The organism is Mycobacterium sp. UM_Kg27 (assembly GCF_000972905.1).
GTDB lineage: Bacteria > Actinomycetota > Actinomycetes > Mycobacteriales > Mycobacteriaceae > Mycobacterium.
In genome coordinates this window covers 1-25,337 of record NZ_JRMM01000054.1, presented here as the reverse complement: position 1 = coordinate 25,337, position 25,337 = coordinate 1, and the positions used below count along the sequence as shown (strand labels likewise).

The 25,337-nt window shown below is 68.1% G+C and carries 25 protein-coding genes, 1 tRNA gene and 1 pseudogene; 12 read left to right on the top strand and 15 right to left on the bottom strand.

The window, feature by feature from the left end:
- Together LI94_RS10695 and greA are read left to right on the top strand one after the other, a co-directional pair.
- The coding region (locus LI94_RS10695; protein WP_046301173.1) for a DUF4307 domain-containing protein at positions 1–255 on the top strand (255 nt) is incomplete at its 5' end.
- Positions 256–375: 120 nt separating this feature from the next.
- Entirely contained in the window at positions 376–870 is a 495-nt protein-coding gene (greA, locus tag LI94_RS10690) for a transcription elongation factor GreA (protein ID WP_024441085.1), read from the top strand.
- A 24-nt stretch (positions 871–894) separates the two neighbouring features.
- Here greA and LI94_RS10685 read toward each other — a convergent pair whose 3' ends face one another.
- The 4 genes from LI94_RS10685 to LI94_RS10670 all read right to left on the bottom strand — a co-directional run bounded on the left by LI94_RS10685 (position 895) and on the right by LI94_RS10670 (position 5,329).
- Complete coding sequence (locus tag LI94_RS10685) at positions 895–2,055, bottom strand: cystathionine gamma-synthase (protein WP_024441084.1); 1,161 nt, start codon at positions 2,053–2,055, stop codon at positions 895–897.
- Positions 2,052–2,768, bottom strand: a complete 717-nt coding sequence (locus tag LI94_RS10680) for an RDD family protein (RefSeq protein WP_046301174.1) — start codon at positions 2,766–2,768, stop codon at positions 2,052–2,054. Before LI94_RS10680 ends, LI94_RS10685 begins: the two co-directional genes overlap by 4 nt.
- Positions 2,769–2,835: 67 nt before the next feature.
- Positions 2,836–4,230: a cystathionine beta-synthase gene (locus LI94_RS10675; RefSeq protein ID WP_046301172.1), complete on the bottom strand. Its 1,395-nt coding sequence runs from the start codon at positions 4,228–4,230 to the stop codon at positions 2,836–2,838.
- A gap of 46 nt (positions 4,231–4,276) precedes the next feature.
- Positions 4,277–5,329, bottom strand: coding sequence for an alpha/beta hydrolase (locus LI94_RS10670; RefSeq protein ID WP_024441081.1), 1,053 nt, complete (start codon positions 5,327–5,329; stop codon positions 4,277–4,279).
- A 182-nt stretch (positions 5,330–5,511) separates the two neighbouring features.
- Here LI94_RS10670 and LI94_RS10665 point away from each other — a divergent pair, with 182 nt between their 5' ends.
- Positions 5,512–6,366 carry an SGNH/GDSL hydrolase family protein gene (locus LI94_RS10665; RefSeq protein ID WP_024441080.1) on the top strand — a complete coding sequence of 285 codons (855 nt, stop codon included), beginning with the start codon at positions 5,512–5,514 and terminating at the stop codon, positions 6,364–6,366.
- Positions 6,367–6,402: 36 nt separating this feature from the next.
- The gene (locus LI94_RS10660) at positions 6,403–7,620 is read left to right on the top strand and encodes an acetyl-CoA C-acetyltransferase (protein ID WP_046301171.1); all 1,218 of its coding nucleotides are present in this window, start codon (positions 6,403–6,405) and stop codon (positions 7,618–7,620) included.
- 300 nt (positions 7,621–7,920) lie between these two features.
- On the opposite strand, the gene LI94_RS10655 is transcribed toward LI94_RS10660, so the two are convergent.
- The gene (locus tag LI94_RS10655) at positions 7,921–8,784 is read right to left on the bottom strand and encodes a Bax inhibitor-1/YccA family protein (RefSeq protein ID WP_024441078.1); all 864 of its coding nucleotides are present in this window, start codon (positions 8,782–8,784) and stop codon (positions 7,921–7,923) included.
- Positions 8,785–8,941: 157 nt separating this feature from the next.
- Here LI94_RS10655 and LI94_RS10650 point away from each other — a divergent pair, with 157 nt between their 5' ends.
- The 3 genes from LI94_RS10650 to LI94_RS10640 are packed head-to-tail and all read left to right on the top strand — an operon-like array spanning position 8,942 to position 12,482.
- Positions 8,942–9,979 (top strand): enoyl-CoA hydratase/isomerase family protein, encoded by a 1,038-nt coding sequence (locus tag LI94_RS10650; protein WP_046301170.1) that lies wholly within the window; start codon positions 8,942–8,944, stop codon positions 9,977–9,979.
- 9 nt (positions 9,980–9,988) lie between these two features.
- Positions 9,989–10,762 carry an enoyl-CoA hydratase gene (locus tag LI94_RS10645; protein WP_046301169.1) on the top strand — a complete coding sequence of 258 codons (774 nt, stop codon included), beginning with the start codon at positions 9,989–9,991 and terminating at the stop codon, positions 10,760–10,762.
- A 10-nt stretch (positions 10,763–10,772) separates the two neighbouring features.
- Positions 10,773–12,482, top strand: coding sequence for an alpha/beta-hydrolase family protein (locus LI94_RS10640; RefSeq protein ID WP_046301168.1), 1,710 nt, complete (start codon positions 10,773–10,775; stop codon positions 12,480–12,482).
- Here the strand turns inward: LI94_RS10640 and LI94_RS10635 are convergent.
- Together LI94_RS10635 and LI94_RS10630 are read right to left on the bottom strand one after the other, a co-directional pair.
- Positions 12,414–12,890, bottom strand: a complete 477-nt coding sequence (locus LI94_RS10635; RefSeq protein WP_046301167.1) for a rhodanese-like domain-containing protein — start codon at positions 12,888–12,890, stop codon at positions 12,414–12,416. The two genes, LI94_RS10640 and LI94_RS10635, sit on opposite strands and share 69 nt — an antisense overlap.
- Positions 12,887–13,432 carry a cysteine dioxygenase family protein gene (locus LI94_RS10630; protein WP_046301166.1) on the bottom strand — a complete coding sequence of 182 codons (546 nt, stop codon included), beginning with the start codon at positions 13,430–13,432 and terminating at the stop codon, positions 12,887–12,889. The genes LI94_RS10635 and LI94_RS10630 overlap by 4 nt, the downstream gene beginning before the upstream one ends.
- Positions 13,433–13,710: 278 nt before the next feature.
- Between LI94_RS10630 and LI94_RS24475 the strand changes: the two genes are divergently transcribed.
- The gene (locus LI94_RS24475) at positions 13,711–14,883 is read left to right on the top strand and encodes a patatin-like phospholipase family protein (protein ID WP_046301165.1); all 1,173 of its coding nucleotides are present in this window, start codon (positions 13,711–13,713) and stop codon (positions 14,881–14,883) included.
- A 10-nt stretch (positions 14,884–14,893) separates the two neighbouring features.
- Here LI94_RS24475 and LI94_RS10620 read toward each other — a convergent pair whose 3' ends face one another.
- The 8 genes from LI94_RS10620 to LI94_RS10585 all read right to left on the bottom strand — a co-directional run bounded on the left by LI94_RS10620 (position 14,894) and on the right by LI94_RS10585 (position 21,923).
- Complete coding sequence (locus tag LI94_RS10620) at positions 14,894–15,727, bottom strand: patatin-like phospholipase family protein (RefSeq protein WP_046301164.1); 834 nt, start codon at positions 15,725–15,727, stop codon at positions 14,894–14,896.
- Positions 15,724–16,599: a class II glutamine amidotransferase gene (locus LI94_RS10615; RefSeq protein WP_046301163.1), complete on the bottom strand. Its 876-nt coding sequence runs from the start codon at positions 16,597–16,599 to the stop codon at positions 15,724–15,726. The genes LI94_RS10620 and LI94_RS10615 overlap by 4 nt, the downstream gene beginning before the upstream one ends.
- Before the next feature lie 8 nt (positions 16,600–16,607).
- A complete protein-coding gene (locus LI94_RS10610; RefSeq protein WP_046301162.1) occupies positions 16,608–17,132 on the bottom strand; it encodes an SRPBCC family protein in 525 nt (174 codons plus the stop codon).
- 16 nt (positions 17,133–17,148) lie between these two features.
- Entirely contained in the window at positions 17,149–18,207 is a 1,059-nt protein-coding gene (locus tag LI94_RS10605; protein ID WP_046301161.1) for a dihydrodipicolinate reductase, read from the bottom strand.
- Complete coding sequence (locus tag LI94_RS10600) at positions 18,207–19,838, bottom strand: long-chain fatty acid--CoA ligase (protein WP_046301160.1); 1,632 nt, start codon at positions 19,836–19,838, stop codon at positions 18,207–18,209. Before LI94_RS10600 ends, LI94_RS10605 begins: the two co-directional genes overlap by 1 nt.
- A 41-nt stretch (positions 19,839–19,879) precedes the next feature.
- On the bottom strand, positions 19,880–20,917 hold the full coding sequence (locus tag LI94_RS10595) for a YncE family protein (RefSeq protein ID WP_024443941.1): 1,038 nt from the start codon (positions 20,915–20,917) through the stop codon (positions 19,880–19,882).
- Between the two features lie 562 nt (positions 20,918–21,479).
- Positions 21,480–21,553 (bottom strand) — tRNA-Leu (locus LI94_RS10590).
- A gap of 64 nt (positions 21,554–21,617) precedes the next feature.
- Complete coding sequence (locus LI94_RS10585; RefSeq protein ID WP_024443942.1) at positions 21,618–21,923, bottom strand: DUF732 domain-containing protein; 306 nt, start codon at positions 21,921–21,923, stop codon at positions 21,618–21,620.
- Positions 21,924–22,405: 482 nt separating this feature from the next.
- On the opposite strand from LI94_RS10585, the gene LI94_RS10580 reads away from it, so the two are divergent.
- The 4 genes and pseudogenes from LI94_RS10580 to LI94_RS22260 all read left to right on the top strand — a co-directional run.
- On the top strand, positions 22,406–22,705 hold the full coding sequence (locus LI94_RS10580) for a PE family protein (RefSeq protein ID WP_024443943.1): 300 nt from the start codon (positions 22,406–22,408) through the stop codon (positions 22,703–22,705).
- A gap of 9 nt (positions 22,706–22,714) precedes the next feature.
- Positions 22,715–23,953, top strand: coding sequence for a PPE family protein (locus LI94_RS10575; protein ID WP_046301159.1), 1,239 nt, complete (start codon positions 22,715–22,717; stop codon positions 23,951–23,953).
- A gap of 8 nt (positions 23,954–23,961) precedes the next feature.
- Entirely contained in the window at positions 23,962–25,206 is a 1,245-nt protein-coding gene (locus LI94_RS10570; protein ID WP_046301158.1) for a PPE family protein, read from the top strand.
- A gap of 44 nt (positions 25,207–25,250) precedes the next feature.
- Positions 25,251–25,337, top strand: a pseudogene (locus LI94_RS22260) (WXG100 family type VII secretion target); the annotation flags it as partial.

Genomic DNA, 25,337 nt, shown 5'->3' with positions numbered 1-25,337 from the left:
ATGTGTATAAGAGACAGCCAGACGGTCACGGTTAGGTTCAGCGTGACTCGATCAGACCCGTCGAGCCCTGCGGCCTGCATCGTGCGGGTCCGAACCAGCGACGGCAGCGAGACCGGCCGGCGTGAAGTGCTGATTCCGCCGTCGGAGTCGTCCACCGTTCAGGTGACCACGACGGTGAAATCTTCCCAGCCGCCTGTCATGGGCGACGTCTACGGTTGCGGCAGCGACGTCCCCGATTACTTACTATCGCGTTGATGCCGCGGTGGTACCCTGTATGGATACACGGTTCCAGCTGGGACCGTGTATTGCTGCATTAGAACGATGTCGCCCCCGCTGCCCGACGGCGCCGGATCCGACGACTAGGAGCACAGTGAGATGACGGACACCCAGGTGACCTGGTTGACGCAGGAGTCACACGACCGGCTCAAGGCGGAGCTCGACCAGCTGATCGCGAACCGTCCGGTGATCGCCGCGGAGATCAACGACCGCCGCGAAGAAGGCGACCTGCGTGAGAACGGGGGCTACCACGCCGCGCGCGAGGAGCAGGGCCAGCAGGAGGCCCGCATCCGGCAGCTGCAGGAGTTGCTCAACAACGCCAAGGTCGGCGAGGCTCCCACCCAGTCAGGTGTGGCACTGCCGGGCTCGGTGGTCAAGGTCTTCTACGACGGCGACAAGTCCGACACCGAGACCTTCCTGATCGCCACCCGCCAGGAGGGCGTCAACGACGACAAGCTCGAGGTGTATTCACCGAACTCGCCGCTGGGCCACGCCCTGCTGGGCGCCAAGGTGGACGAAGAGCGCAGCTACACGGTGCCCAGCGGCAAGACCGTCAAGGTGACCCTGGTCAGCGCGGAGCCCTACCACTCCTGAGCTCCGCTTCGGGGGCTCGTCGCGTCAGTCCAGCGCCTGCTTCAAGTCGGCGATCAGGTCGTCGATGTCCTCGATGCCCACCGACAGGCGCACCAGATCGTCGGGAACCTCGAGTTGCGAACCCGCGGTCGACGCATGCGTCATGGCGCCGGGTAGTTCGATCAGCGACTCCACCCCGCCGAGCGACTCGGCCAGGATGAAGATCTCGGTTCCGGCGCAAAGCTTCTCGGCGGCGGCTCGGCCACCCCGCATCCGCACCGACACCATGCCGCCGAATCCGCGCATCTGCGCTGCGGCGACGTCGTGGCCCGGGTGCTCCGGCAGGCCCGGGTAGAGCACCCGGCTGACCGCGGGATGGCGAGAGAGGAATTCGGCGACGGCTCCGGCGTTCTCGCTGTGCCGCTGCATCCGCAGCACCAGGGTCTTCAGGCCGCGCAGGGTCAGGTAGGCATCGAAGGGACCGGGGACCGCACCGGCCCCGTTCTGCAGGAACGCGAATGCCGTGTCGAGCTCTTCGTCGTCGGTGACCAGCGCACCGCCCACCACGTCGGAGTGTCCGCCGATGTACTTGGTGGTCGAATGCAACACCACGTCGGCGCCCAGTGTCAGCGGCTGCTGCAGCGCGGGCGAGGCGAAAGTGTTGTCCACCAGGACCTTTGCGCCGGCTTCTTTGCCGATGGCAGCGATGCCCGCGATGTCGGCGATCGACAGCAGCGGATTGGTCGGGGTCTCTACCCAGATCAGCCTGGTTTTGTCGGTGAGCGCCCCGCGGACCGCGTCCAGGTCGGACAGCGCGACCGGGGTGTGCGCCACACCCCACTGGGTGAAGACTTTGTCGATCAGCCGGAAAGTGCCGCCGTAGGCATCGTCGGGAATGATCAGGTGATCACCGGGACGCAGGATCGACCGCAACGCGCAGTCCGTGGCGGCCATCCCCGAACCGAATGCCCGGCCGAATCGGCCGCGCTCCACCGCGGCCAGGGCGGTCTCCAGTGCGGCCCTGGTCGGGTTGCCGGTGCGCGCGTACTCGAATCCGCCGCGCAGGCCGCCGACGCCGTCTTGGGCGAAGGTGCTGCTGGCGTAGATCGGTACGTTGACGGCCCCGGTTGCCGGGTCCGGACGGAATCCGGCGTGGATCGCGGTGGTGGACAGGCCGGTATTGCCGTGCGGTTGCTTCTGACTCAACGGATCGGCAGGCAGACGGTGGTCATGATCTTGTCGGCGATCGTCTGGCGTTTGGCGTCCCACAGCGGGAACAGGTAGCCGATGCAGAAGATCGCGCCGTCGATGATGTGTGCCAACTGGCGCACGATCGACATCCCGAACCCGATGGGCTCGCCGGTGGATTCGGAGACCACCTTGAACTTCAGCGCCGACTTACCGATGCTCGATCCGGTGGTGCCCTGCCGGTAGCCGAAGTTCCAGATCCCGTAGGCGAGCGCGGCCAGCCAGCCGATGAACATCAGCGCCGCGCCGGTGCTCGACGGCGTGACCGTGCAGGCGAAGCCGTCGGCGTCGGTGATGCACTCCTTGTCGGCGGTGGTTCCGGCGATCATCGACGGAATGCCGTAGAGCACCAGGATCGGCAGGAAGTCGACGAAGTAGGCGCCGACGCGAGTCAGCCACGAGGTGTAAGCGTCTTGCGGCAGCTGGCCCACCGGGCTTCCGACCGCACCGGGGTACGCGCCGTAGCCCGGAGGGGGCGGCGGGTAGTTACCCGGTGGCGGCGGGGGGTAGTTCCCGGGCGGTGGAGGCGGGTAGTTGCCCGGGGGCGGCGGAGGGTAATTGCCGGGGGGCGGGTAGTTGCCGGGAGGCGGCGGAGGGTAATTGCCCTGCGCCGGGTAGTCACCGGAAGGGGGTGGGTAGTTGCCCTGCGGGGGCGGCGGAAAGTCGGTCATCTCCACCCTTTCGGGTCGTGTCGGTGAACGGTGCAAACGCTACCGCAGGTCGGCGTACGTCAACGCCTTATCGGCGGCGTGGCCCGTCGGACAAAAAGCCCAACAGGTCGTGGCGAGTGATGACCCCCACCGGTTTGCCGTCCTCGACCACCATCACCGCGTCGACCTCGGCCAACGTGGTGGCGGCGACGCCGACAACCTCGCCGGATCCGATCAGCGGCAGCGGCGGTCCCATGTGCTGCGAGACCGCGTCGGCAAGCTTCGCGCGGCCCTCGAACACCGCGGAGAGCAGATCGCGCTCGGACACGCTGCCGGCCACCTCGCCGGCCATCACCGGCGGTTCGGCGCCGACCACGGGCATCTGCGACACCCCGTACTCGCGCAGGATCCCGATGGCGTCGCGCAGGGTCTCGGCCGGGTGGGTGTGCACCAGGTCCGGCAGCACCCCCGACTTGGCCCGCAGCACGTCGGCGACGGTGGGCTGCACCGTCGAACCGTCCAGCCGCGAGCGCAGAAACCCGTAGGACGACATCCAGGAGTCGTTGAACAGCTTCGACATGTAACCGCGGCCGCCGTCGGGCAGCAGGACGACGACAAGCGCGTCGGGGCCGGCTTTGACGGCGGTCTCCACCGCCGCCACCACGGCCATCCCGCAGGAGCCGCCCACCAGCAGCGCCTCCTCCCGGGCCAGGCGCCGGGTCATGTCGAACGAATCCGCGTCGGAGACCGCGATGATGCCGTCGGGGATGCTCGGGTCGTAGGCGGCCGGCCAGAAGTCCTCGCCGACGCCTTCCACCAGATACGGCCGACCGGTGCCGCCGGAGTACACCGAGCCTTCGGGGTCCGCTCCGATGATCTGCACCCGGCCGTCCGACACCTCTTTGAGGTAGCGGCCGGTGCCGGTGATGGTGCCGCCGGTCCCGATCCCGGCGACGAAATGGGTGACCTGGCCGTCGGTGTCGGCCCAGATCTCCGGACCGGTGGTCTCGTAATGACTCTCGGGGCCCGCCGGGTTGGAGTACTGATCCGGTTTCCAGGCGCCGTCGATCTCCTCGACAAGGCGGTTGGAGACGCTGTAGTAGCTGGCCGGGTCGTCCGGCGGTACGGCCGTGGGGCACACCACCACTTCGGCGCCGTAGGCGCGCAACACGTTCTGCTTGTCCTCGCTGACCTTGTCCGGGCAGACGAACACGCACTTGTAGCCGCGGCGCTGGGCCACCAGCGCCAGGCCCACCCCGGTATTGCCGGAGGTGGGTTCGACGATGGTGCCACCGGGCTTGAGCGCTCCACTGGCCTCGGCCGCGTCGATCATCTTGACCGCGATGCGGTCCTTGGAACTCGCGCCGGGGTTGAGGTACTCGACTTTGGCCACCACCCGGCCGGCGCCAGGGGGAACGATCGAATTCAGCTCGACGAGTGGGGTGTTGCCGATGAGGTCACTGATGTGGCTCGCTATCCGCATGCCTGCCATGGTCTCAGGCGGTCGCGCTGCGCGGGCCGGGGCCCGCCTAACCGGTGGCTTCCCGGATGTATTCGCCGATCTGGCGCAACGAGCGGGTGGCCTCCGGCACGAACGGAGCGGCGATCTGGAAGACGTGAATCTGGCCCGGCCACACCCGCAGCTCCACCGGGACACCGGCAGCGGCGAGCACCTTGGCCCCCAGCCGGGCGTCGTGCAGCAGAACCTCGGACCCGGAGACATGGATCAGGGTGCGCGGAAGTCCGGGCCGGACGTGCTGCAGCGGCTCGAGAACCTCACTGCCGTGGGTGCGGTCACGGCGGGCCGCGGCTTCCACCAGCTCCACCAGCGCGTCAAATGCCTTGGGCGGGAACATCGCCCCGGTGTGGATGTTGGGGTGCGCCTTCTTGGCTTCCTTGGCGATCTCCAGCAGCGGCGACATCGCGACGATCGCCGCCGGCATGTCTTCGTCACCCTCCTCCAACAACCGCTCAGCCAGCGCCAGCGACAGATAGCCGCCCGCCGAGTCGCCGGCCAACACGATCTGATCCGGTTCGTAACCCTGGCGGCGCAGCCAGCGGTAGCCGTCGTAACAGTCGTCAACGGCGTCGGCGATGGAGTATTTGGGGATCATCCGGTACTCCACCACCAGGACCGGGCTGTCGGCGTACTTCGACAACTTGGTGACGAGCCGGCCGTGGGTGTTGGCCCCGCAGGTCAGAAAGGCCCCGCCGTGCATGTAGAGCACCACGCGGCGGGTGCCGTCGGCCGGCAGGACACCGGCGGCGCGCACCATCTGCGCCTTGCAGCGCGGCAACCGGATGGTGGCCCGGATGGTGCCTGGCGCCGGCAACATCGCCTTCGCGGCGAAGTCGAGCAGCCCGAACGGCCACGGCATCCGCGGAAGGTAGCTGCCGACCGAGAGAACCGGCCGAATGGTGGCCCGGGCCGCCAGCCACGCCATCCGCCCCTCGACGCTGGTCGACTCTTCGGAGACCTCGACGGGCAGGCCGTCATGACGGCCATAACGATGGGGTCGCGAACTGGGGTGCAAACGGGTTCGAACACGTAACGAGCTGGGAATTGTGTCGGGTGCGGTCATGATGGACACTCCCTCCAGCCGGCCCGGGCCGGCACAGCCAACGCGGTAACTCGTATCGTCACACGCGAAAAATTGAGAAGAAATCTTATGATCCGTTCCGATACTGCATCGGGTCCGCTTCGTGACCATATTTGTTTGCTGCGCTCAGGTGACACGGGCGTCCTTTCCCTAGAATCACCGACATGGCGATCGGGGCAACGCGACGTTCGGCGGTCACGCTGGCCACTGCGGGCGTGTTCGCTTTCAGCGGCACCCTCTATGTCGGGGTGCGCAATCTTCTGGCCGGCCAGGCCGACCGGGCCCGCCAGACGATCCCCAAGGCATGGGACCTTCCACCCCGTGCTGATGGTTTATACGGTCCCGACGACACCGAAGTTCAGCCCTTTCACCGCGGGGACAACGTCGATCTGCACCTGATGGTGTTCGGCGACTCCACCGCGACCGGCTATGGCTGCCTTTCCGCGGGCGAGGTTCCCGGCGCGCTGATCGCCAGAGCGCTGGCGGAGCGCACCGGCATGCGGATCCGGTTGAGCACCAAGGCAATTGTGGGCGCCACCTCCAAAGGCCTGGCCGGGCAGGTCGACGCGATGTTCGTCGCAGGTCCGCCACCGGACGTGGCGGTGATCATGATCGGCGCCAATGACGTGACCGCGCTGCACAGCATCGCCGGCTCGGTGCAGCGGCTGCGCGCCGCGGTAAAGCGTCTGCGGGCCAGCGGCGCGGTGGTGATCGTGGGCACCTGCCCCAAGTTCAGGGCGATCAGCGCGATACCGCGGCCGCTGCGCTGGTTCGCCCACGCCCGCGCATGTCAGCTGGCCCGGGCGCAGACCATGGCGGTCAAAGCGACCGGCGGCATCGCCGTGCCCTTCGCCGACTTCCGGGCCCGGGAGTTCCACGACAGTCCCCACCTGCTGTTCGCCGCCGACCAGTACCACCCCTCGGCGGCGGGTTACGCCCTGGCGGCGGGCCAAATGATCCCGGCACTCTGCGCTGTGCTGGACCGGCCCGATTCCCGCGTGGTGGCCTCGTCGGGCTAGATTCGGCTCTATATACCCGATCTCAAGGAGCCCGAAGTGCCTGAAGCTGTAATCGTCTCAACTGCGCGTTCGCCGATCGGCCGGGCCGGCAAGGGATCGCTGGTCACCATGCGGCCCGACGACCTGGCCGCCCAGATGGTGCGCGCCGCCCTGGACAAGGTGCCTGCGCTGGACCCGCGCGAGATCGACGACCTGATGATGGGCTGTGGCCAGCCGGGCGGCGCCTCTGGCTACAACATCGGGCGCGTGGTCTCGGTGCTGCTCGGCTACGACTTCCTGCCCGGCACCACGGTGAACCGGTACTGCTCGTCGTCGCTGCAGACCACCCGGATGGCGTTCCATGCGATCAAGGCCGGCGAGGGCGACGCGTTCATCTCCGCCGGTGTGGAGACCGTCTCCCAGTTCGCCATCGGCGCGGCCGACGGCGCCCCGAACAGCAAGAACCCGCTGTTCGCCGACGCTCAGGCCCGCTCCGAGGCTGCGGCGGCCGGCGCCGAAGAGTGGCACGACCCGCGGAACGACGGCCTGCTGCCCGACGTCTACATCGCGATGGGCCAGACCGCCGAGAACGTGGTGCTGCATACCGGGATCAGCCGTGAGGACCAGGACCACTGGGGTGTGCGCAGCCAGAACCGCGCCGAGGAGGCCATCAACAGCGGCTTCTTCGCTCGCGAGATCTCCCCGGTCACCCTGCCCGACGGCACCGTGGTGAGCACCGATGACGGCCCGCGTGCCGGCACCACCTACGAGAAGATCAGCCAGCTCAAGCCGGTGTTCCGGCCGAACGGCACGATCACCGCCGGCAACGCCTGCCCGCTGAACGACGGCGCCGCTGCCGTGATCATCACCAGCGATACCAAGGCCAAGGAGCTGGGCCTCAAGCCGCTGGCCCGGATCGTGTCCACCGGGGTGTCGGGCCTGTCGCCGGAGATCATGGGCCTGGGCCCGATCGAGGCCGTCAAGAAGGCGCTGGGCAACGCCAAGATGTCGGTCTCCGACATCGACCTGTTCGAGATCAACGAGGCCTTCGCGGTGCAGGTGCTGGGCTCGGCCCGCGAGCTGGGTATCGACGAGGACAAGCTCAACGTGTCCGGCGGGGCGATCGCGTTGGGTCACCCGTTCGGTATGACCGGCGCGCGGATCACCGCCACCCTGCTGAACAACCTGGCCACCCACGACAAGCAGTTCGGCGTGGAGACCATGTGTGTGGGCGGCGGCCAGGGCATGGCCATGGTGGTCGAGCGGCTGTCCTAGTTTTCGTCTAGTTCGTTGACGCTGCGCTCAGGGCGGGAAAGTTCGAGTAACCCCCGCCCTGGGCGCAGCGTCATTTTCGGTTCAGGGCACCCGGCCGTTCGGCAGGACCGCGGTGTGGGCCTGGCGCAGCTCGTAGCGGCGCAAAGTGCCGGCAGCTAATGCCTCACCGCCGATGAGGGGTTCTCCCCTGTCGGCATGCTGCCCGGGCCACCGACCACAAAAAATGACTCTGCGCTGAGGGCGGGTGCTACTCGCACTTTTGCGCCCCTCAGCGCAGAGTCAACGGGGAAAACTAGCGGGTCACTCGCTCTGGAAGTAGCTGAGCAGACGCAGGATCTCCAGGTACAGCCAGACCAGAGTCACGGTCAGGCCCAGTGCGATGCCCCAGGCGGCCTTCTCCGGCGCGCCGGCGCGGATCAGCTGGTCGGCTGCGTCGAAGTCGATCAGGAAGCTGAACGCGGCGATGCCGATGCAGACCAGCGAGAAGATGATGGACAACGTTCCGCCGCTGCGCAGGCCCAGGCCTTCACCGCCGCCGACACCGAACAGCGACAGCACCAGGTTGCCGATCATCAGGGCCAGCACACCGAACATGCCGGCGACGAGCATCCGGGTGAACTTCGGGGTAACCCGAATAGCGCCGGTCTTGTAGACCACCAGCATGCCGCCGAACACACCGAGGGTGCCCATCACGGCCTGACCGATCATCGAGCCGGCGTTGCCGGTGCCCACCGTGAAGGCGGTCAGCACCCAGGAGATGGCACCGAGGAACAGGCCCTCGAGCACCGCGTAGCTGAGCACCACCGCTTTGTTGTCCTGCTTGCGAGCGAACATGGCCACCAGGACCACGCCAAGACCGCCGAACGCGCCGATGAAGGTCAGCGGCCCGGCCAGCGCCTGGTTGGACGAGACCATGAAGAAGGAGATGATCGCCGCCACGCTCAGCACGCCCAGCGTGATGCCGGTCTTGGTGACAACGTCATCGATGGTCAGCGGGCGGGTGACCTCCCGCTGCTGGTACTGCGCCGACGACGGGTCGACCCGGTAGGCCTGACCCATCTGCTGAGTCGCACCGGCTGTGGCCTGTCCTAAGCCGGTTCCGAACTGCGCGTAGCCGCCCTGCTTGGGCAACGAACGAAATACCGGGTTGCTGGTCTCCCGCACCGTCCCGATCCTCTCTTGGGGCTGTGAAGCGAAGGGTTACGAACACTGAATCAACGTTTCCCGACTCGCCGGAGTTCCCGACGGCGTTCGGGCCGCTCTGCTGCCAAACCTTACCCGCGGATCAGTGACCGTGCGTAGGGATCTACATTGCGAAGGCGTGACAGGTGAATCTGACGAGGTCCTGGCCCACGTTGACAACGGGGTCGGCCTGCTGACACTCAACCGTCCGAAGGCGATCAACTCGCTGAACCTTCCGATGGTGACCGCCATGACCGCGGCGCTGTCCACCTGGGCCGAGGATCCGGCGGTCACGGCGGTGGTACTCGCCGGGGCCGGCGAGCGCGGACTGTGCGCCGGCGGCGACGTCGTGGCGATCTATCACAGCGCCAAAGCCGACGGCGCCGATGCGCGACGCTTCTGGTACGACGAGTACCTGCTCAATGCACAGATCGGCGGATTCGGAAAGCCGTACGTGTCGTTGATGGACGGCATCGTGATGGGCGGCGGCGTCGGAGTCGGGGCGCACGCCAACACTCGAGTGGTCACCGACACCACCAAGATGGCCATGCCCGAGGTCGGTATCGGCTTCATCCCTGATGTCGGCGGCACCTATCTGCTCTCGCGCTCCCCTGGCCGGCTCGGCCTGCACGCGGCACTGACCGGCGCACCGTTCTCCGGTCCGGATGCCATTGCGCTGGGTTTCGCCGACCACTACGTGCCGCACGCGGCGCTGGAGGCCTTCACCGCGGCGATCATCGCCGACGGAGTGGACCGTGCCCTGGCCGCACACGCCGTCGAGGCGCCGCCGAGTCAGCTTGCCGCACAGCGTGACTGGATCGACGAGTGCTACGCGCGCGACACCGTCGCCGAGATCGTGGATGCACTGGCCGGCCACGCCAGCCCCGAGGCCAACGCGGCAGCCGAACTGATCGGCACCCGATCCCCGGTCGCGTGCGCGGTGACCTTGGAGGCGGTGCGCCGGGCGGGCCGGCTCGCCACCTTGGAAGACGTTCTGATCCAGGAGTACCGGGTGTCGTGCGCATCGCTGCGCTCGCATGATCTGGTAGAGGGGATCCGTGCCCAGCTGGTCGACAAGGACCGCAATCCGCAATGGTCCCCGGCGACGCTGGCCGAGGTGACCGCCTCCGACATCGCAACGTATTTCGTTCCCGCCGAGCCTGATCTGTCCTTCTAAGGAGAACCCATGACCTACGAAACGATCCTCGTCGACCGCGACGGTCGCGTCGGCACCATCACCTTGAACCGGCCGCAGGCGCTCAACGCCCTCAACAGCCAGGTGATGAACGAAGTCACCACCGCCGCAGCTGAATTCGATGCCGACCCGGGCATCGGCGCCATCATCATCACCGGTAGCGCCAAGGCGTTCGCCGCCGGAGCGGACATCAAAGAGATGGCCGATCTGAGTTTCGCCGAGGTGTTCGCCGCGGACTTCTTCGCCGCGTGGTCGAAGCTGGCCGCGGTACGCACCCCCACCATCGCCGCGGTGGCCGGACACGCCCTGGGCGGCGGCTGCGAACTGGCGATGATGTGCGACCTGCTGATCGCCGCCGACACCGCCAAGTTCGGCCAGCCGGAGATCAAGCTGGGTGTACTGCCCGGCATGGGCGGCTCCCAGCGCCTGACCCGGGCCATCGGCAAAGCCAAGGCGATGGACCTGATCCTGACCGGCCGCACCATCGACGCCGCCGAGGCCGAGCGCTCCGGCCTGGTGTCTCGCCTGGTGCCGGCCGACGACCTACTGGCCGAGGCCGGCAAGGTCGCCGCCACCATCGCCGGGATGAGCTTGTCGGCGGCCCGGATGGCCAAGGAAGCCGTCAACCGGGCCTTCGAGTCCACCCTGGCCGAAGGGCTGCTCTATGAGCGCCGGCTATTCCACTCGGCATTCGCGACCGACGACCAGACCGAGGGCATGGCGGCGTTCACCGAAAAGCGCGCACCGAATTTCACCCACCGCTGAGTAGCTCCCGATGAGCGCGCCAGCCGCCGACACCACCGCCGCCACCGCGGAAACACCCCCGGCGGAAGCGACCGCGCGCGAACCCTGGTGGGTCCGGCACTACACGTTCACCGGCACCGCGGTGGGCCTGGTGTTTCTGTGGCTGTCGCTGACACCGTCGCTGCTGCCACGCGGGCCGCTGTTCCAGGGTCTGGTCAGCGGCGGCTCGGGCGCCATCGGCTACGCCCTGGGGGTGTTCAGCGTCTGGCTGGTCCGCTACATGCGCTCGAAGGACACCAGTCCGCCGGCCCCGCGGTGGGCGTGGCGGGTGCTCATCCCGACCGCGGTGGTCATCCATCTCTGGGTGGTGTGGACCATCCACGGCTGGCAGGACCAGATGCGCGATCTGATGGGCGTGCCGCGGCTGACTTGGTACAACTACCCGCAAGCTGGCGCGATCGCGGTTGCCACGCTGTTCATCCTGGTCGAGATCGGCCAGCTGATCCGGATGCTGATCCGTTTTCTGGCGCGCCAACTCGAACGGGTTGCCCCGCCGCGGGTTTCGGCCGTGGTCGCGGTGACGTTGTTGGTGGCTCTGTTTGTGGCTGTGCTCAACGGTCTGGTGCTCAAGACGGCAATGCACGCCATGAACAGCACCTTTGCCTCGGTCAACGAGGAAACCAGCCCCGACCGGGCTGCCCCGTCGACCCGGCTGCGTTCCGGCGGGCCGGAGTCGCTGGCGTCCTGGGAGTCGTTGGGCCATCAGGGCCGGATCTTCGTCGCGGGTGGACCCACCGTCGAGCAGCTCCGCGCGTTCAACGACGCACCGGCTACCGAACCGATTCGGGCCTACGCCGGCCTGAATTCGGCTCACGACCTCAAGGAGACCGCTGAGCTGGCCGCAGCCGAACTGGCCCGGACCGGCGGGCTGAGCCGCGCGGTGGTGGCGGTGGCCACCACGACCGGCACCGGCTGGATCAACGAGGCGGAGGCCTCTGCCCTGGAGTACATGTTCAACGGCGACACCGCGATCGTGAGCATGCAGTATTCGTTCCTGCCCAGCTGGCTGTCCTTCCTGGTCGACAAGGAGAACGCACGGCAAGCCGGCCAGGCCCTTTTCGAAGCCGTCGACAAACAGGTGCGCGCCCTGCCGGAGGGCCAGCGTCCCAAACTGGTGGTGTTCGGTGAAAGCCTCGGCTCCTTCGGCGGCGAGGCCTCCTTCATGAGCCTCAACAACGTACTGGCACGTACCGACGGTGCGCTGTTCTCCGGTCCAACCTTTCAGAACACCATCTGGACCGACCTGACTCTCAACCGCGATCCCGGTTCCCCGCAATGGTTGCCGATCTACCACGACGGCCGCGCCGTGCGGTTCGCCGCCCGCCCGGAAGACCTGGCACGCCCCGACAACCCTTGGGGCGCATCGGATACACCACGGGTGGTCTACCTGCAGCACGCCTCCGACCCGATCGCCTGGTGGCATCCAGACCTGCTGTACCACAAACCCGACTGGCTGCGCGAGCCCCGCGGCTACGACGTGCTGCCGCAGGTACGTTGGACCCCGATCGTGACATTCCTGCAGGTCTCGGCCGACATGGCGGTGGCTATCGACGTGCCCGACGGCCATGGCCACAGCTACGTCGCCGACGCCGCCGATGCGTGGGCGGCGATCCTACATCCAGCGGCGTGGACCCCGGAGAAGACTGAACGGCTCCGCCCCCTGCTGCACTCCAACGCTTAACGCCGCGAGCGGGGCCGGCTCCACCAGCTCGCCGACGGCGGCCAGGGCGTGATAGCCGCCGATGACGTCGGTGGCACGGTGTAGCCCCAGGTCCTGCAGCGCCGCCGCGGCCAGGCTCGAGGTGTAGCCCTGCGAACACAGGATGATCCACTGCACGTCGTCGTCGACCGCCTGCGGCAGCCGCGCGTCGCTGGTCGGGTCGCAACGCCACTCCAACACGTTGCGTTCGATCACCAGCGCTTCGGGCACCTGGCCTTCCTCCGCGCGCTGGGCCGCCGGCCGGATGTCGACCAGGTAGGCGCCATTGCGCAACGCCTCGGGCACTTCATCAGCGGTCAGCCGGTGCAGCTTGGCGCGGGCCGACTCGAGCAATCGGTCGATGCGGCTGGTGACGTGCGTGGTAGTCATGACGCCTCCGGGTGCTGGGTGAGTTCGGTGCGCAGCCTCCGCAAAGTATGGTCCTGCGCGACGTCGTAGTAAGACATTTCCGCCAGTGGCGGCGAGTACGCGTGCACGCTCAGCGTCGGTGCTGCCGGTTCGAACGTGGCTGTCGGCGGCGCCCAGACGACGTCATGCACCCAGCCCTGGGTGAACGCGGCCTGGTCCCCGGCGTCGAGCCGGCGTTGCGCCAGCTCGCGCCCATTCCAATGGAACTCATCCAAAGAGCCGGACAGCACGGTCAGCGCGCCCAGCGACTCGCCGTGATCGTGCAGTTCGGTGGCGTGCCCCGGGACCCAGCTGATCAGCCAGATGTCGAGCCGCTCGTCACCGTGAATCCGGGCGAACCAACGCTGGTCGTCGGGCAGCCCGGAGGCGGGGATCAGATGGTTGTAACGGCCCTGCAGCACCGCGTCGGCGGCCAGGTCGGTGGTCTGCAAGAGGTCGGGCAGGCGCAGCGCGCGGGGCCGGGCGCCCGAGCGGCGCAGCGCGATGGGGTCAGCGATAACCATGGTGAGAACTCCAAAGAGGATGGGCTGGATTTAAGAAAGGGATCGGCGGCAGCAGTCAGCTGCGGCAACAACAACCCTGGAATCCGACGTGCTCCATCACAGCGGCCATGCTATCCGGGTGTCGCGCCGGATGCATCGCCGCATCAGTCCCGGGGGGCGAAGTTCCGCCCCTCCCAGCGCGGCGATACCCACCGTGACCTGCTCTTTCCTGTCGGTATTACGGTTGTAATCGCAATGACGCGAAGAATTGGCCCGGTATAGCCCGCAAAATGGTGGCTATGACTTCTGCTGCGGAACCCCGCGGGGCCCGGGCGCCCCGCGTGGCCCTGGTGCTGGGCAGCGGCGGAGCGCGCGGCTATGCCCACATCGGGGTTATCGCCGAGCTGCGCGACCGCGGCTACGACATCGTGGGGATCTCCGGGTCGTCGATGGGTGCACTGGTGGGTGGCCTGCAGGCGGCCGGCCGACTCGATGACTTCGCCGAGTGGGCCAAGTCGCTGACCCAGGGCGCGGTGCTGCGCCTGCTGGATCCGTCGTTCACCGCGGCGGGGGTGCTGCGGGCCGAGAAGATTCTCGATGTCGTCCGCGACATCTTGGGCAACATCAATATCGAAGAGCTGCCGATTCCCTATACCGCTGTGGCGACCGATCTGATCGCGGGACGATCGGTGTGGCTGCAGCGCGGCCCGGTCGACACCGCCATCCGCGCCTCGATCGCCATCCCCGGGGTGATCGCTCCGCACGTGGTCGATGGACGCCTGCTCGCCGACGGCGGCATTCTCGACCCGCTGCCGATGGCTCCGCTGAGCGCCGTCAACGCTGATCTGACCCTGGCGGTGAGTCTCAACGGCGGCGACCCGACCGCCGCCGGCCCGGCCGCCGACGATTCCGAGCGGGATGTGCCGGCTGGCCGGTTGAATCGCATGTGGCGCAGTACGTCTGCGCTACTGGACACCAGCGGGGCGCGGTCCCTGCTGGACCGGCCGACGGCGCGGGCGATCCTGGACCGGTTCAGCAGTGGTGAGTCTGAACCCGGCGGTTCAGCGAGGCTCGACGAAGGAGAGGCGAAGCTGGGACCGCCGCATCGGCCCGGCGGTTCAGCGAGGCTCGACGAAGGAGAGGCGAAGCTGGGACCGCCGCATCGGCCCGGCGGTTCAGCGAGGCTCGACGAAGGAGGGGCGAAGCTGGGACCGCCGCATGAATCCGGCGAGGACGAGGACTCGGCACCCGAGGTGGTGCCCAAACTCGGCAGCTTCGAGGTGATGAACCGAACCATCGATATCGCCCAGGCGGCGCTGGCCCGCCATCAGCTCGCGTCGCACCCGCCCGATCTGCTGATCGAGGTGCCTCGCGTCGCCTGCCGCAGCCTGGACTTCCACCGCGCCGCGGAGTTGATCGACGTGGGCCGCGAACTCGCCGCCCGCGCCCTCGACAGCGCGAAATCGCTCTGACCCAAGGGCCCTAACCGGTCAGGAACTCGGCGATGACGCCGGCCTGCCGCCGGCCCTGTTCACGTCCGGCCTGCGCCGACGGCAACCGGCACGCTGGGTCGAGCGGATTGCCGCCGAAGGCGCGCAGTGCGTCATCGTCGGCCAGCACGGCGCACACGCGACCGGCGAATGCCGCGATCTCGCCGTCGACTCCGCCACCGGTGGGCACCAGCAGCACGGCTTCGTCGCAGTCGGCGGCCACATCGAGGTTGACCGTGCTGCGCACCCCGCCGTCCATGTAGCGCCGCGTACCGAGCACCACCGGAGGCCAAGCACCCGGTACGGCACAACTGGCCGCCACCGCGTCGATGAGTTCCACTCCCGAGTCGCGGTCGAAGACCGCCAGTTCCCCGGTGTCGATGTCGATCGCGGTGATCCGCAGCGTGCGCTCCGGCCAGTCGTGTGACGGCAGGCGGTCGGCGATGATGCCCCGCCGCACCGGTGCGGCAACCGTCTGCGCTGCCAGGGCAACCGCGCCGATGCCTTGCAGCTTCTGCGCGGTGGTGGTGTTGGGCTCGGTGATCGCCGCCACGAACGACTCGGTCAGCTCATCGGCACCGACACCGGGATCGATCTCCGAGGAGGTCGCCGTGATCTGCCGGGCGTACAACTGCTCCAGGCCCAGCCCGCTGCCGATCTGGGCGGCCACCGCCGACCCGGCCGAGGTGCCCACCAGCACCGCGGAGTCGAGCAGTTCCCTTGCGGTGTCGGGTGATTCGTCGGCGATGCCGCACAGCACGCCGGTCTCCCAGGCGATGCCCGCTACCCCACCACCGCCGAGCACCAGGGCACGTTTGACTGTCATCTCATTCCTTTCCCGGGGTGTTGGGCCTCCTGGGCAGCGGTGGTCAGATCTTCCCGGCGCAGCTGCCGGGTGGGCGGATCGGGGAAGGCCAGCGCGGTGGTGATCGTCAGCGCGGCGTCGACGTGCACCAGCTCCCCGGGGTTGATCAACCGCCAGCGCGGGTCGGTGTCCATCGGCTCGCTGGCGAACACCACCGCCGAGCGGCCCCGCAACTGCTCGGAGTGCGCGCGGATCCGCGGGGTCTTCAGGTCCAGTCCGACCGGAGCGGATCCGTCGCGGCGGTCCAGCAGGTACAGCTCGTGGGTCTCGGGATAGCGCAGTGCCCACATGTCGGTGGCGGTGGTCAGCAGGATGTTGAGCGCATAGATCGGCACCTGGGCTGCCAGCCAGCCGACCGCGTCACGCAGACCTGCCCCGATGTCGCCGTCACGCGCGCGCACGCAACCGGTGATCAACGCGAAGACCCGCTCGGAATCAGTCTGTCCCCCAACCAGATCCGCGGTGCCGATCTCGCGGAGACGTTCCTCGACGGCATCGAGGCCACGCAGCACCCCGCTATGCGCAAAGATCCGGCCGTCCTGCAGGAACGGGTGGGTGTTGGCGACGTCCCGCGCGCCGGTGGTCGCGTAGCGCACATGCGCGACGAAGGTGGTTCCGGTCAGTTCGTTTGCTTCCGTGGAGAATTCGGCATCCTGCCACGCCGCGATCGGCTCCTTGTGCAGGTGCGGTACTCCGTTGGCGTCGAAGACGCCGATCCCGGTGCCGTCCGGGTTTCGTCGGCTCTGCTCGGCGAGGTTGTCCGGAGCGTCGAGCAGCCAGAACGTGGCGGTGACGGCGTCGGTCCCGGCGTGCAGCCCGAAAAGTCGGCACATCGGCGAGGTCAGTTCTCCAACAGGGCAGACAGTCGCGCCAACGCCTGGCGCGCGTAGCCCTTCCACAGCCAGCCGAACACCGGCAGCAGCGGCGCGGTGAGCTTAGACCGCGGGTGGATCACCCAGCTCCAGGTGACCGTGGTGCCCGAACCGGCGGGTGCGAACTGCCAGCGACCCTCGACGTGGTCCACCAGTGGCGCCAGCGGGCCGGTGAGGTCGGTGAGCCGGTAGCCGAATGCCCGGGGCGGATCGACCTCGGTCAACTCCTCGCGCATGCTGCCGCCGCCGGTCAGCACGACGGTGCGGGTCTGCCCGACGTTCGCCCACTCGCCGCGCTTATGCGGCGGTCCCAGCTTCGCCTCTGCTTCGTCGAGGCTCGCTGAACCACCGGTCTGGTCGCGGACTTCCTTGATCGGCGGGATCGGCCCGTACCAGCGGCGGAAGAGCTGCGGCAGCGGCAGCTGCAGTGTCCCGGCGAACGCGTCGGCGACGGTCGCAGGTACCGTCCGGGACTGTTCGACAATCAGGGCCATCAGCCGAGGGTAGCGCTCAGCGCGCCAGGGGCGGAGCGGCCCGGCCCGTGATCAGCGGCAGGTCGAAGAACCCGGCGATACCGGGCGGGGCCGCGCAGGTCGCCGGGACGGCGTTGACGCAGTGCGCTGCGGTTGCCACCACGCCGGGGTTGCTGATCAGGCCCTCTTCGACGCTTTCGGGCTGCCAGCCCTTGACGGTGACGAACGTGTCGGGGTTGCCTCGCACCTCCATCTCGTAGCGCTCTCCCGCCGGACCGAAAGTCCATGCCGGATCGAGGTTCTCCTCACCCATCAGCCAGTTGACGGTGACCCGGACCACCACCTCGTCGCCGACGGTGGCTTCCCAGTGGAATCGCCGTCCGGCCACCTGACCGGGTTCGATCGAACCGATCGGCGAGGCGATCGGCGCGGTGGCCACCGCCACCTCCTGCGAGGAGCGGATCTGTTCGTCGGCAGCGAAACCGAGCCGGTCCACGCACAGCCGCACCGATTGGCGGAACCCGCCATCGAGCAGCTTCTGCATGGGGCCGCTCAACGCCTTATCCGGAGTGCCGCCGAAGCCCATAACGTGGCGCACCACATCCGGGGCGTCATAGGTGCGCAGGTCTGAATACTCTTCGCCGCGAATGAATGTCACGCCGGTGGACATCACCGACAGCAGCAGTGGGAACAACTCGGTCGCCGCGCCGGGGCCGATCCCGGCCCCGTGCAGGGTCACGCCACCGTCGCGCGCCGCGCCTTCCAGCGGGCCTGCTTCCTTCTCGGTCGGATAGAACCAGCCGACCGGGGTGACGACGTTCTTGCCCGAGCGCAGCAGCGCCGCGACCTCGTCGGGGTTGGGAAGCAGCGGTGCGTAGATCACCGCGTCGGCATCCAGCGCCAGGATCTCCTCGACGCTGTTGGTGGCCGTCACACCCACCGGCTCGGTGCCGATGATCTCCCCGACGTCCTTGCCGCTCTTGGACTTCGAGTGCACCCAGCACCCGACCAGCTCCAGGTCGGGATGCTCGAGCACGCCCTTGATCGCGGCGACTCCCACTCCGCCGGTTGCCCATTGGATGACACGCAGGCTCATCAGTTGTGCACCTCGCTCACTTGGTATTGCTCCTCGGCGTACCGGGCACGGATGGTCTTCTTGTCGTACTTGCCGACACTGGTACGCGGGATCGCCTCGACGAACGTCCAGCGCTCCGGCAGCCACCACCGGGCGACCTTGTCGGACAGGAAGGTTCGCAGTTCTGCGCCGCTGATCGAGGCACCGGCGCGGGTCACCACGACGGCCAGCGGTCGCTCCTGCCAGCGTTCGTCGGGCACCCCGACCACCGCGGCTTCGACGACGTCGGGGTGGGCGATCAGCTCGTTCTCCAGTTCCACCGAGGAGATCCACTCCCCGCCGGATTTGATGACGTCTTTGGCCCGGTCGGTCAGCGTGATGAAACCCTGCGGGTCGATGCGGCCGACGTCACCGGTGCGCAGCCAGCCCGAGGAGAACTTGGACTCGTCCTGGCCGCGATAGTAGGCGCCGGTGATCCACGCGCCGCGCACCTCAAGCTCGCCGACCGCTTCGCCGTCGTGGGGCAACACCGCATCCTCGTCGTCGACGATGCGGGTCTCGACCCCACACACCGGCCGGCCTTGGGTGCCGCGCAGCGCCCAGTGCTGTTCAGGCGGGGTGCCCGGCGGCGGCCAGGCCATGGTGGCCATCGGCGAGGTCTCGGTCATGCCCCACAGTTGGCGCACCTGCACGTTGTGGCGCTGCTCGAACGCCTGCATCAGCGAGACCGGCACGGCTGACCCGCCGCAGGCCGCCAGCCGCAATGACGAGATGTCATGGCCGGGTTCACGTTCCAGGTAGTGCATAACGTCGTTCCAGATGGTCGGCACCGCGCCGGCCACCGTGGCCCGCTGCGATTCGATGAGGGCGACCAGCGACTTGGCGTCCAGATGCCGGTCGGGCATCGCGAGGTCCGCACCGGCCATCAGCGCCGAATACGGCAGCCCCCAGGCGTTGGCGTGGAACATCGGCACGATCGGCAGCACGCAGTCGACCGCGCCGATCCCGGTGCCGTTGGTGGTGCATCCCGCCATGGCGTGCAGGTAGCTGGACCGGTGGCTGTACACCACACCTTTGGGGTTGCCGGTGGTGCCGCTGGTGTAGCACATGGCGGCTGCCGAGTTCTCGTCGATGACCGGCCAGTCGAACTCTTGCGCCTCGGCCGCCAGCAGCTCGGCGTAGCCCAGCACGGTCTTGCCGGAGGCTTCCAACGCCGCGACATCGCCATCACCGACCAGGATCACGGTGTGCACGGTCTCCAGTTCCGGCAGCACCGGCGCCAGCAGCTGCACCAGTGACCCGTCGACCAGGATCACCCGGTCCTCGGCCTCGTTGGCGACGAAGACGATCTGCTCGGCGAACAGCCGGATGTTCAGCGTGTGCAGCACCGCGCCCATCGCCGGCACCGCCAGGTAGGCGGCCAGGTGTTCGGTGTTGTTCCACATGAAGGTGGCCACCCGCTCGTCGCCGGTGATGCCGAGACGCCGCAGGGCATTGGCCAGCTGGGCCACTTCCCGGCCGAGTTCGCGATAGGTGGTGACCCGATATCCGTCGTCAGCAACGGTGGTGACGGTGCGATCACCGTGGACGGCCGTGACGTGGTTCAAGATGGCGCCGACCGTCAACGGCCAGTGCTGCATGGTGCTGTGCATCGGCCTATTCGATCACGCCACCACCGGAAACGTGGCGTGGGTTACACCGCGGGTTCGAGCTGCAGCATGCGAGTGACGGCGTCGTCGAGCTCCAGCTGCTCGTGCAGCAGCGCCGACGGGGCCGGCAGGTCGGCCAGCGACGCGATGGTCACCTTGCCGTCGAAGCCGGCGATGTAGAGCCGGCTGCCGTCTGGGCTCTCCGCGGCGCAGGACGGCGCGGTGACGCCGGGCAGCGTGCCGAGCGGCTCGTTGGTGCGCGCACACAGCACAAAGACGGCGCCGTCGGTGACCAGGTAGACCCGCTGGCCGTCGCGCCCGGCGATCAGCTGGATCAGCTGGGCCTCCAGGACGCGGGTAGCGCTGACCGCGTGGGTGCGGGCATCGACGACGTGCACGCGGCTGCGGCCGTCAGGCCCCAAGGTCGCCACGTACAGGCGGGCACCGTCGGGACTGACTGCGACGTCGATGATGCTCGCGCCGATCGCGATCGTGTCGACGATGTTCAGGTCGCGGTCCAGCACCGTGACGGTGTCGCCGGTGGGCTGGCGTACCGCTGCGTACAGCCGTCGGCCGTCCGCGCTGATCCGCAGGCCGGCCGCTGCCGCCCCGGGATGCGCGGACACTGCGGCGGACGCGGCGGGACGCATGGCCGCGTCGAGCGCGAGCACGTCGACACCGGCCGAGCCGGTACGGGTGAGGTAGACGCGGCTGCTGGTCGGGTCGGCGACCAGGTCGCCGATGTCCATGGCCACCGGGTAGCACCCGGCGACCTGCGCGGTGTCGACGTCGATCGCCAGCACGGCGTCCAGCGCGGTCGAACCCGCGGTGATGTAGGCCCAGCCGGTGCCGGCGGGGCCGGCGGCGATCGAGAACGGCTCGTCGGCCTGGAAGACGGTGTTGACGATCTTGCAGCTGACGGTGTCGATGATCGAGACGGTGTCGTCGCCGTAGTTGGTGGCCAGCAGGCGCTGGCCGTCCGCGGTGACCGCGAGGCCGCCGATGGGGCCGCGATCCAGTGTCACGGTGCGCGCGACGCGGGATGCAGCGTTGGCCAATCTATAAGCCGGCACGTCGTCCACATCGCTCCTATCAACCACTGTTCGTATCGCTTCGTTCGTATCGTCACTGCCCTCGCACCTCGCGGCTACCGCAGTGCGGTCCGGTCGAGACCGGGACGCCGAGGCGGGGCATCTGGTCGATACTAGCGGTGAATTCGAAGTAACAGGAAAATGTCCTAATTATTGTGATCGAGGTCGCAGGCTAATCCCAACCGTCCCACGTCACACCGGGCGAAACGCAACATCCGCCCCTTCCAGCAACCTCAGACATATGCCCTGACCAGGTTGTTTTCCTGTCTCGGACAACTTGTGATGTGTATCGCGGTTAACATTGAATAAGAAATTAAGAACTCCCACCAGGAAATTCCGCGCTTCTTGCCAAAGGCCCTTGCAAATGTTCGGGCGGGCAGGTATGCACCGGACAAAGCTGCCGGTCAGGCGGTGCGCAGGGGTCGGCCGAGGCCCCACAGCCTAGCGATCGCGCCACGCCGTGGCCGCCGCGTGCGAGTTCCTAGCTGTCGTTGCCGGCGACCGTGACGGGGCCCGGGACGTGCGCCGGGCCGGTCCCGAATCCAGCTGTCAGTGCCCCCAGTCGGACTCGAACCGACACTGGGCGGATTTTAAGTCCGCTGCCTCTGCCAATTGGGCTATGGGGGCTCGCGGCGAATCTAACGCGACGGCCTCGACAGCGCCCTACCGGCACTCCGAGAAGAGGCAGAAATCAGGCGTGCTCGGGGCAGTAGTTCTGCGCGGCGATCCGGGCGAACTCCGCGGCACGCTGCAGCGTGAAGCCGGGGTTGGTGGTCTGCACGGCGACCACGGTGTCCATCGGGGAGAGTCCGGCGTCCATCAGCTGACACACCGAGTGACCGGCCGAGATGGCCACCTGGTCCGAGCCCTTGTGGCTCAGGCCGGCGCCGGTCAGCTGGGTGAGAAAGGCCGCGTCGCTGCCGACCGGTTCTGCGTGCGCCGGGGCCGCCAGACCGACCATGGCGGTGAGGCCCGCCAGCAGCAGAAACCGTTTCATAGCTCGTAGTGTGCTGAGCATTCGTTAATAACATGTTACGGACCGTTTACTCCGCCGGATCCAGATGTTAAATCCGCGTTACCGGCCCCTCACCACCCCCAGCTCGGCGGTCGCCAGAATGGCTGATGAGGACTAAAAATGTTGCCCTTCAAGCCAATTGACAACCAGCCATGCTGGACCGAAATGGCAGCGACCCCGCACCCCCGCCCCAGAGTGACCTGGACCACGCGGGCGGGACGCGAAAGCCCTTCGGCGAACGTCCAATACCGCCACGCACGGCATTTGCATCCAAGCCGTCGTTCGGTCTCGAGCCCACGAGACCGTGACGCCTCACACACCGCGAAACCACCGCCCCCGAGGTGCATGTAAAGAGTTCCGACACCGCCGTTAAGAAGCGGTTAACCAGCTTTCACAATCGCCCACTGATGCGCAACGGTGATCCCAGGAGTCGGTTCGTCACCGGCCTCCGTAAGGAGAACCCCATGTCTTTCGTGACCACCCAGCCGGAGGCGCTGGCATCCGCGGCCAGCACCCTGCAGGCGATCGGCGCTGCGCTCAACGCCCAGAACGCCGCGGCGTCCGCTCCCACCACCGGCGTCGCTCCCGCGGCCGCCGACGAGGTCTCGGCCCTGACCGCCGCGCAGTTCGCCGCGCACGCCGGCCTGTACCAGACGGTCGCCGCGCAGGCTTCGGCCATTCACGACATGTTCGTGGCCACGCTCAAGACCAGCTCCGAGTCGTACGCGGCCACCGAGGCCGCGAACGCGGCAGCGGCGGGTTAGGCGGCAATCATGTGGGACTACGGAGCACTGCCCCCCGAGATCAACTCCGGGCGCATCTACAGCGGACCGGGATCGACCCCGATGCTGACCGCCGCCGCGGCCTGGCGCGGACTGGCTGCCGAACTGAGCGCAGCCGCCCACTCCTACGAGACGGTGATCACCGAACTGTCGGGTGAGGAATGGCTGGGCCCGGCGTCGTCATCGATGGCCGCAGCCGCGGCCCCCTACATCGCCTGGATGAACGACACCGCCGCACTGGCCGAACAGGCCGCTGTCCAGGCCACCTCCGCCGCCGCCGCCTTCGAGACGGCACGGGCGGCCACGGTGCCGCCGGCGGCGGTCACCACCAACCGGGTGCAACAGGCGGCGCTGGTCTCGACCAACATCCTCGGCATCAACACCCCCGCGATCGCGGCTCTCGACGCCCACTACGCGCAGATGTGGGCCCAAGACGCCGCGGCCATGTACAGCTACGCCAGCGGTTCGGCCGCCGCGACGCAGGTCACCCCGTTCAACGAGCCAGCCCAGACCACCAACTCGGCGGGACTGGCCAACCAGGGGGCCGCGGTCGCCCAGGCCGGCGGCTCCAGCACCGCCAACAGCACCGCGCAGACGGCGCAGATGATTTCGTCGCTGCCGAACGCCCTGCAGAGCATGGCCGCGCCGGCCGCCTCGACCGACTGGATCGAGCAGGTCATCGAATTCCTCTACAACGACCCGGTGAACGGCTACGCGTTCCTGTTCGGCACCCCGCTGTACAACCTGTTCAACACCGCCGGCACCGGCGCGGCCTTCATTCCGTCCGCGCTGCTGCCAAGCCTCATCGGTTTCATGACCGGCGGCGGCTTCAGCGGCACCACCGGCAGTGCGCTCGGAGGCGGTCTGGGAGCGGCGTTGAGCCCCGGTGGTGCGCTCGGCGCGTTGGGTGCACTCGGCGGAGGCCTGTCCAGCGGCGTCAGCAGCGCGTTCGGGGTCAGCGCGGTCACCCCGGCCGTCACCGCCGGCATGGGGAAAGCGTCGCTGGTCGGAACGTCGTTCTCGGCCCCGGCGAGCTGGGCGGCCGCCACCCCGGGCGCCGCAGCGCTCACCAGCGGGCCCGGTGGTTGGGCGGTCCCCACCGAGACCCACAACAACATGGCCTCCATGCCTCCCCCGGTTCCGACCGGCGTCGGGCAGCGCGGCATGAACTACGGCACGCCGCGTTACGGGTTCCGGCCCAAATTCATGCCCAAGCCGATGGTGGTCTAGGAGCAACGATGATCGACTACGCACTGCTGTCGCCGGAGATCAACTCCGGGCGTCTGTACGCCGGTCCCGGCTCCACGCCGATGATGACCGCCGCCTCCGCCTGGCGCGGGCTGGCCGCGGAGATCTCCTCGGCGTTGACCTCGTACGAAACGACGATCACCCAGCTCGTCGACGAGGAGTGGATGGGTCCGGCATCGGCCTCGATGTCGGCGGCCACCAAGCCGTATCTGGCGTGGATGGCCGACACGGCGACCAAGGCCGAGGAGGCGGCCACCCAGGCCACCGCCGCAGCGGCCGCGTTCGAGGCGGCCCACGCGGCCACCCCTCCCCCGGCGGTGATCGCCGCCAATCGCGCCCAGCAGAAGCAACTGGTGGCAACCAACGTCGTCGGCCAGAACTCGGCCGCCATCATGGCAAGCGACGCACAGTATTTCGAGATGTGGGCTCAGGCCACCGACGTCATGTACAGCTACGCCGCGTCCTCGGCGACGGCGACCAAGGTCACCCCGTTCAGTGAGCCCACCCAGACCACGAACCCGGACGGAACGGCCAATCAGGCCACCGCAGTGAGTCAAGCCACTGGAAACACCGCCGCCAACAACACCGCGCAGACGGCGCAGGCCATTTCATCGCTGCCGAACACGCTGCAGACGCTGACCTCGCCGGGTCCCGCGGACGCCGGCCTGCCCCCGCCCACGCTCGCCGGACTGCTCGAAGCGATCGGCCGGAACGCGTCGATCAATGGTGCTGTGTCACTGGTGACTTACCCGCTCAACGGCCTGATGAGCTTCACCGGAACCTCCGCAGCATTCACCCCCGCCAGTTTGATCCCGACCATGACCACGTTCTTCTCCGGCGGTGGTTTCAACGCCCTCGGCGGTGGCGCGGCAGGTGCCGGTATCGGCGCCCTGCTGGCCCCCGGTGGTCCGCTGAGCAGCCTGGGGGCGCTGGGCGGCGCTTCCGCCTTCGCGGCGAGCGCCCAGACCGTGACAGCCGGCGTGGGTCAGGCCACCCTGGTCGGCGAGCTGTCCACACCAGCGACGTGGGCCGCAGCGGTTCCCGCTGCCGGTGCCGTCGACACGGCCGCCGCCTTGCAGGGCAGCAGTTGGGCCGCCGCGCCGGAAGAGATCGAGTCGATGGCGGCCATGCCCGGCGGGATGCCGATGGGCGCCGAGCGGGGCGGCTTCGGCCTGAGCACCCCGCGCTACGGCTTCAAACTGACCGTCATGGCCCGTCCGGTAGTTGCCGGGTAGACCCCCTCACCGCAAAGCGGAACCGCAGAAAAGGAGACAAAGCAGTGGCAACACGTTTTATGACTGATCCGGACGCGATGCGTTCGATGGCGGGCCGTTTTGATGTGCACGCGCAGACGGTGGAGGACGAG

Excerpts from the sequence above, each read along its gene's own strand:
- LI94_RS10605 (WP_046301161.1), bottom strand. The coding sequence starts at position 18,207 with ATGAGCCTGCGTGTCATCCAATGGGCAACCGGCGGAGTGGGAGTCGCC.
- LI94_RS10580 (WP_024443943.1), top strand. The coding sequence starts at position 22,406 with ATGTCTTTCGTGACCACCCAGCCGGAGGCGCTGGCATCCGCGGCCAGC.
- LI94_RS10610 (WP_046301162.1), bottom strand. The coding sequence starts at position 17,132 with ATGGCCCTGATTGTCGAACAGTCCCGGACGGTACCTGCGACCGTCGCC.
- LI94_RS10630 (WP_046301166.1), bottom strand. The coding sequence starts at position 13,432 with ATGGTTATCGCTGACCCCATCGCGCTGCGCCGCTCGGGCGCCCGGCCC.
- LI94_RS10575 (WP_046301159.1), top strand. The coding sequence starts at position 22,715 with ATGTGGGACTACGGAGCACTGCCCCCCGAGATCAACTCCGGGCGCATC.
- LI94_RS10570 (WP_046301158.1), top strand. The coding sequence starts at position 23,962 with ATGATCGACTACGCACTGCTGTCGCCGGAGATCAACTCCGGGCGTCTG.
- LI94_RS10640 (WP_046301168.1), top strand. The coding sequence starts at position 10,773 with ATGAGCGCGCCAGCCGCCGACACCACCGCCGCCACCGCGGAAACACCC.
- LI94_RS10635 (WP_046301167.1), bottom strand. The coding sequence starts at position 12,890 with ATGACTACCACGCACGTCACCAGCCGCATCGACCGATTGCTCGAGTCG.
- LI94_RS10620 (WP_046301164.1), bottom strand. The coding sequence starts at position 15,727 with ATGACAGTCAAACGTGCCCTGGTGCTCGGCGGTGGTGGGGTAGCGGGC.
- LI94_RS10665 (WP_024441080.1), top strand. The coding sequence starts at position 5,512 with ATGGCGATCGGGGCAACGCGACGTTCGGCGGTCACGCTGGCCACTGCG.
- greA (WP_024441085.1), top strand. The coding sequence starts at position 376 with ATGACGGACACCCAGGTGACCTGGTTGACGCAGGAGTCACACGACCGG.
- LI94_RS10585 (WP_024443942.1), bottom strand. The coding sequence starts at position 21,923 with ATGAAACGGTTTCTGCTGCTGGCGGGCCTCACCGCCATGGTCGGTCTG.
- LI94_RS10600 (WP_046301160.1), bottom strand. The coding sequence starts at position 19,838 with ATGCACAGCACCATGCAGCACTGGCCGTTGACGGTCGGCGCCATCTTG.
- LI94_RS10670 (WP_024441081.1), bottom strand. The coding sequence starts at position 5,329 with ATGACCGCACCCGACACAATTCCCAGCTCGTTACGTGTTCGAACCCGT.
- LI94_RS10645 (WP_046301169.1), top strand. The coding sequence starts at position 9,989 with ATGACCTACGAAACGATCCTCGTCGACCGCGACGGTCGCGTCGGCACC.
- LI94_RS10675 (WP_046301172.1), bottom strand. The coding sequence starts at position 4,230 with ATGCGGATAGCGAGCCACATCAGTGACCTCATCGGCAACACCCCACTC.
- LI94_RS10680 (WP_046301174.1), bottom strand. The coding sequence starts at position 2,768 with ATGACCGACTTTCCGCCGCCCCCGCAGGGCAACTACCCACCCCCTTCC.
- LI94_RS10615 (WP_046301163.1), bottom strand. The coding sequence starts at position 16,599 with ATGTGCCGACTTTTCGGGCTGCACGCCGGGACCGACGCCGTCACCGCC.
- LI94_RS24475 (WP_046301165.1), top strand. The coding sequence starts at position 13,711 with ATGACTTCTGCTGCGGAACCCCGCGGGGCCCGGGCGCCCCGCGTGGCC.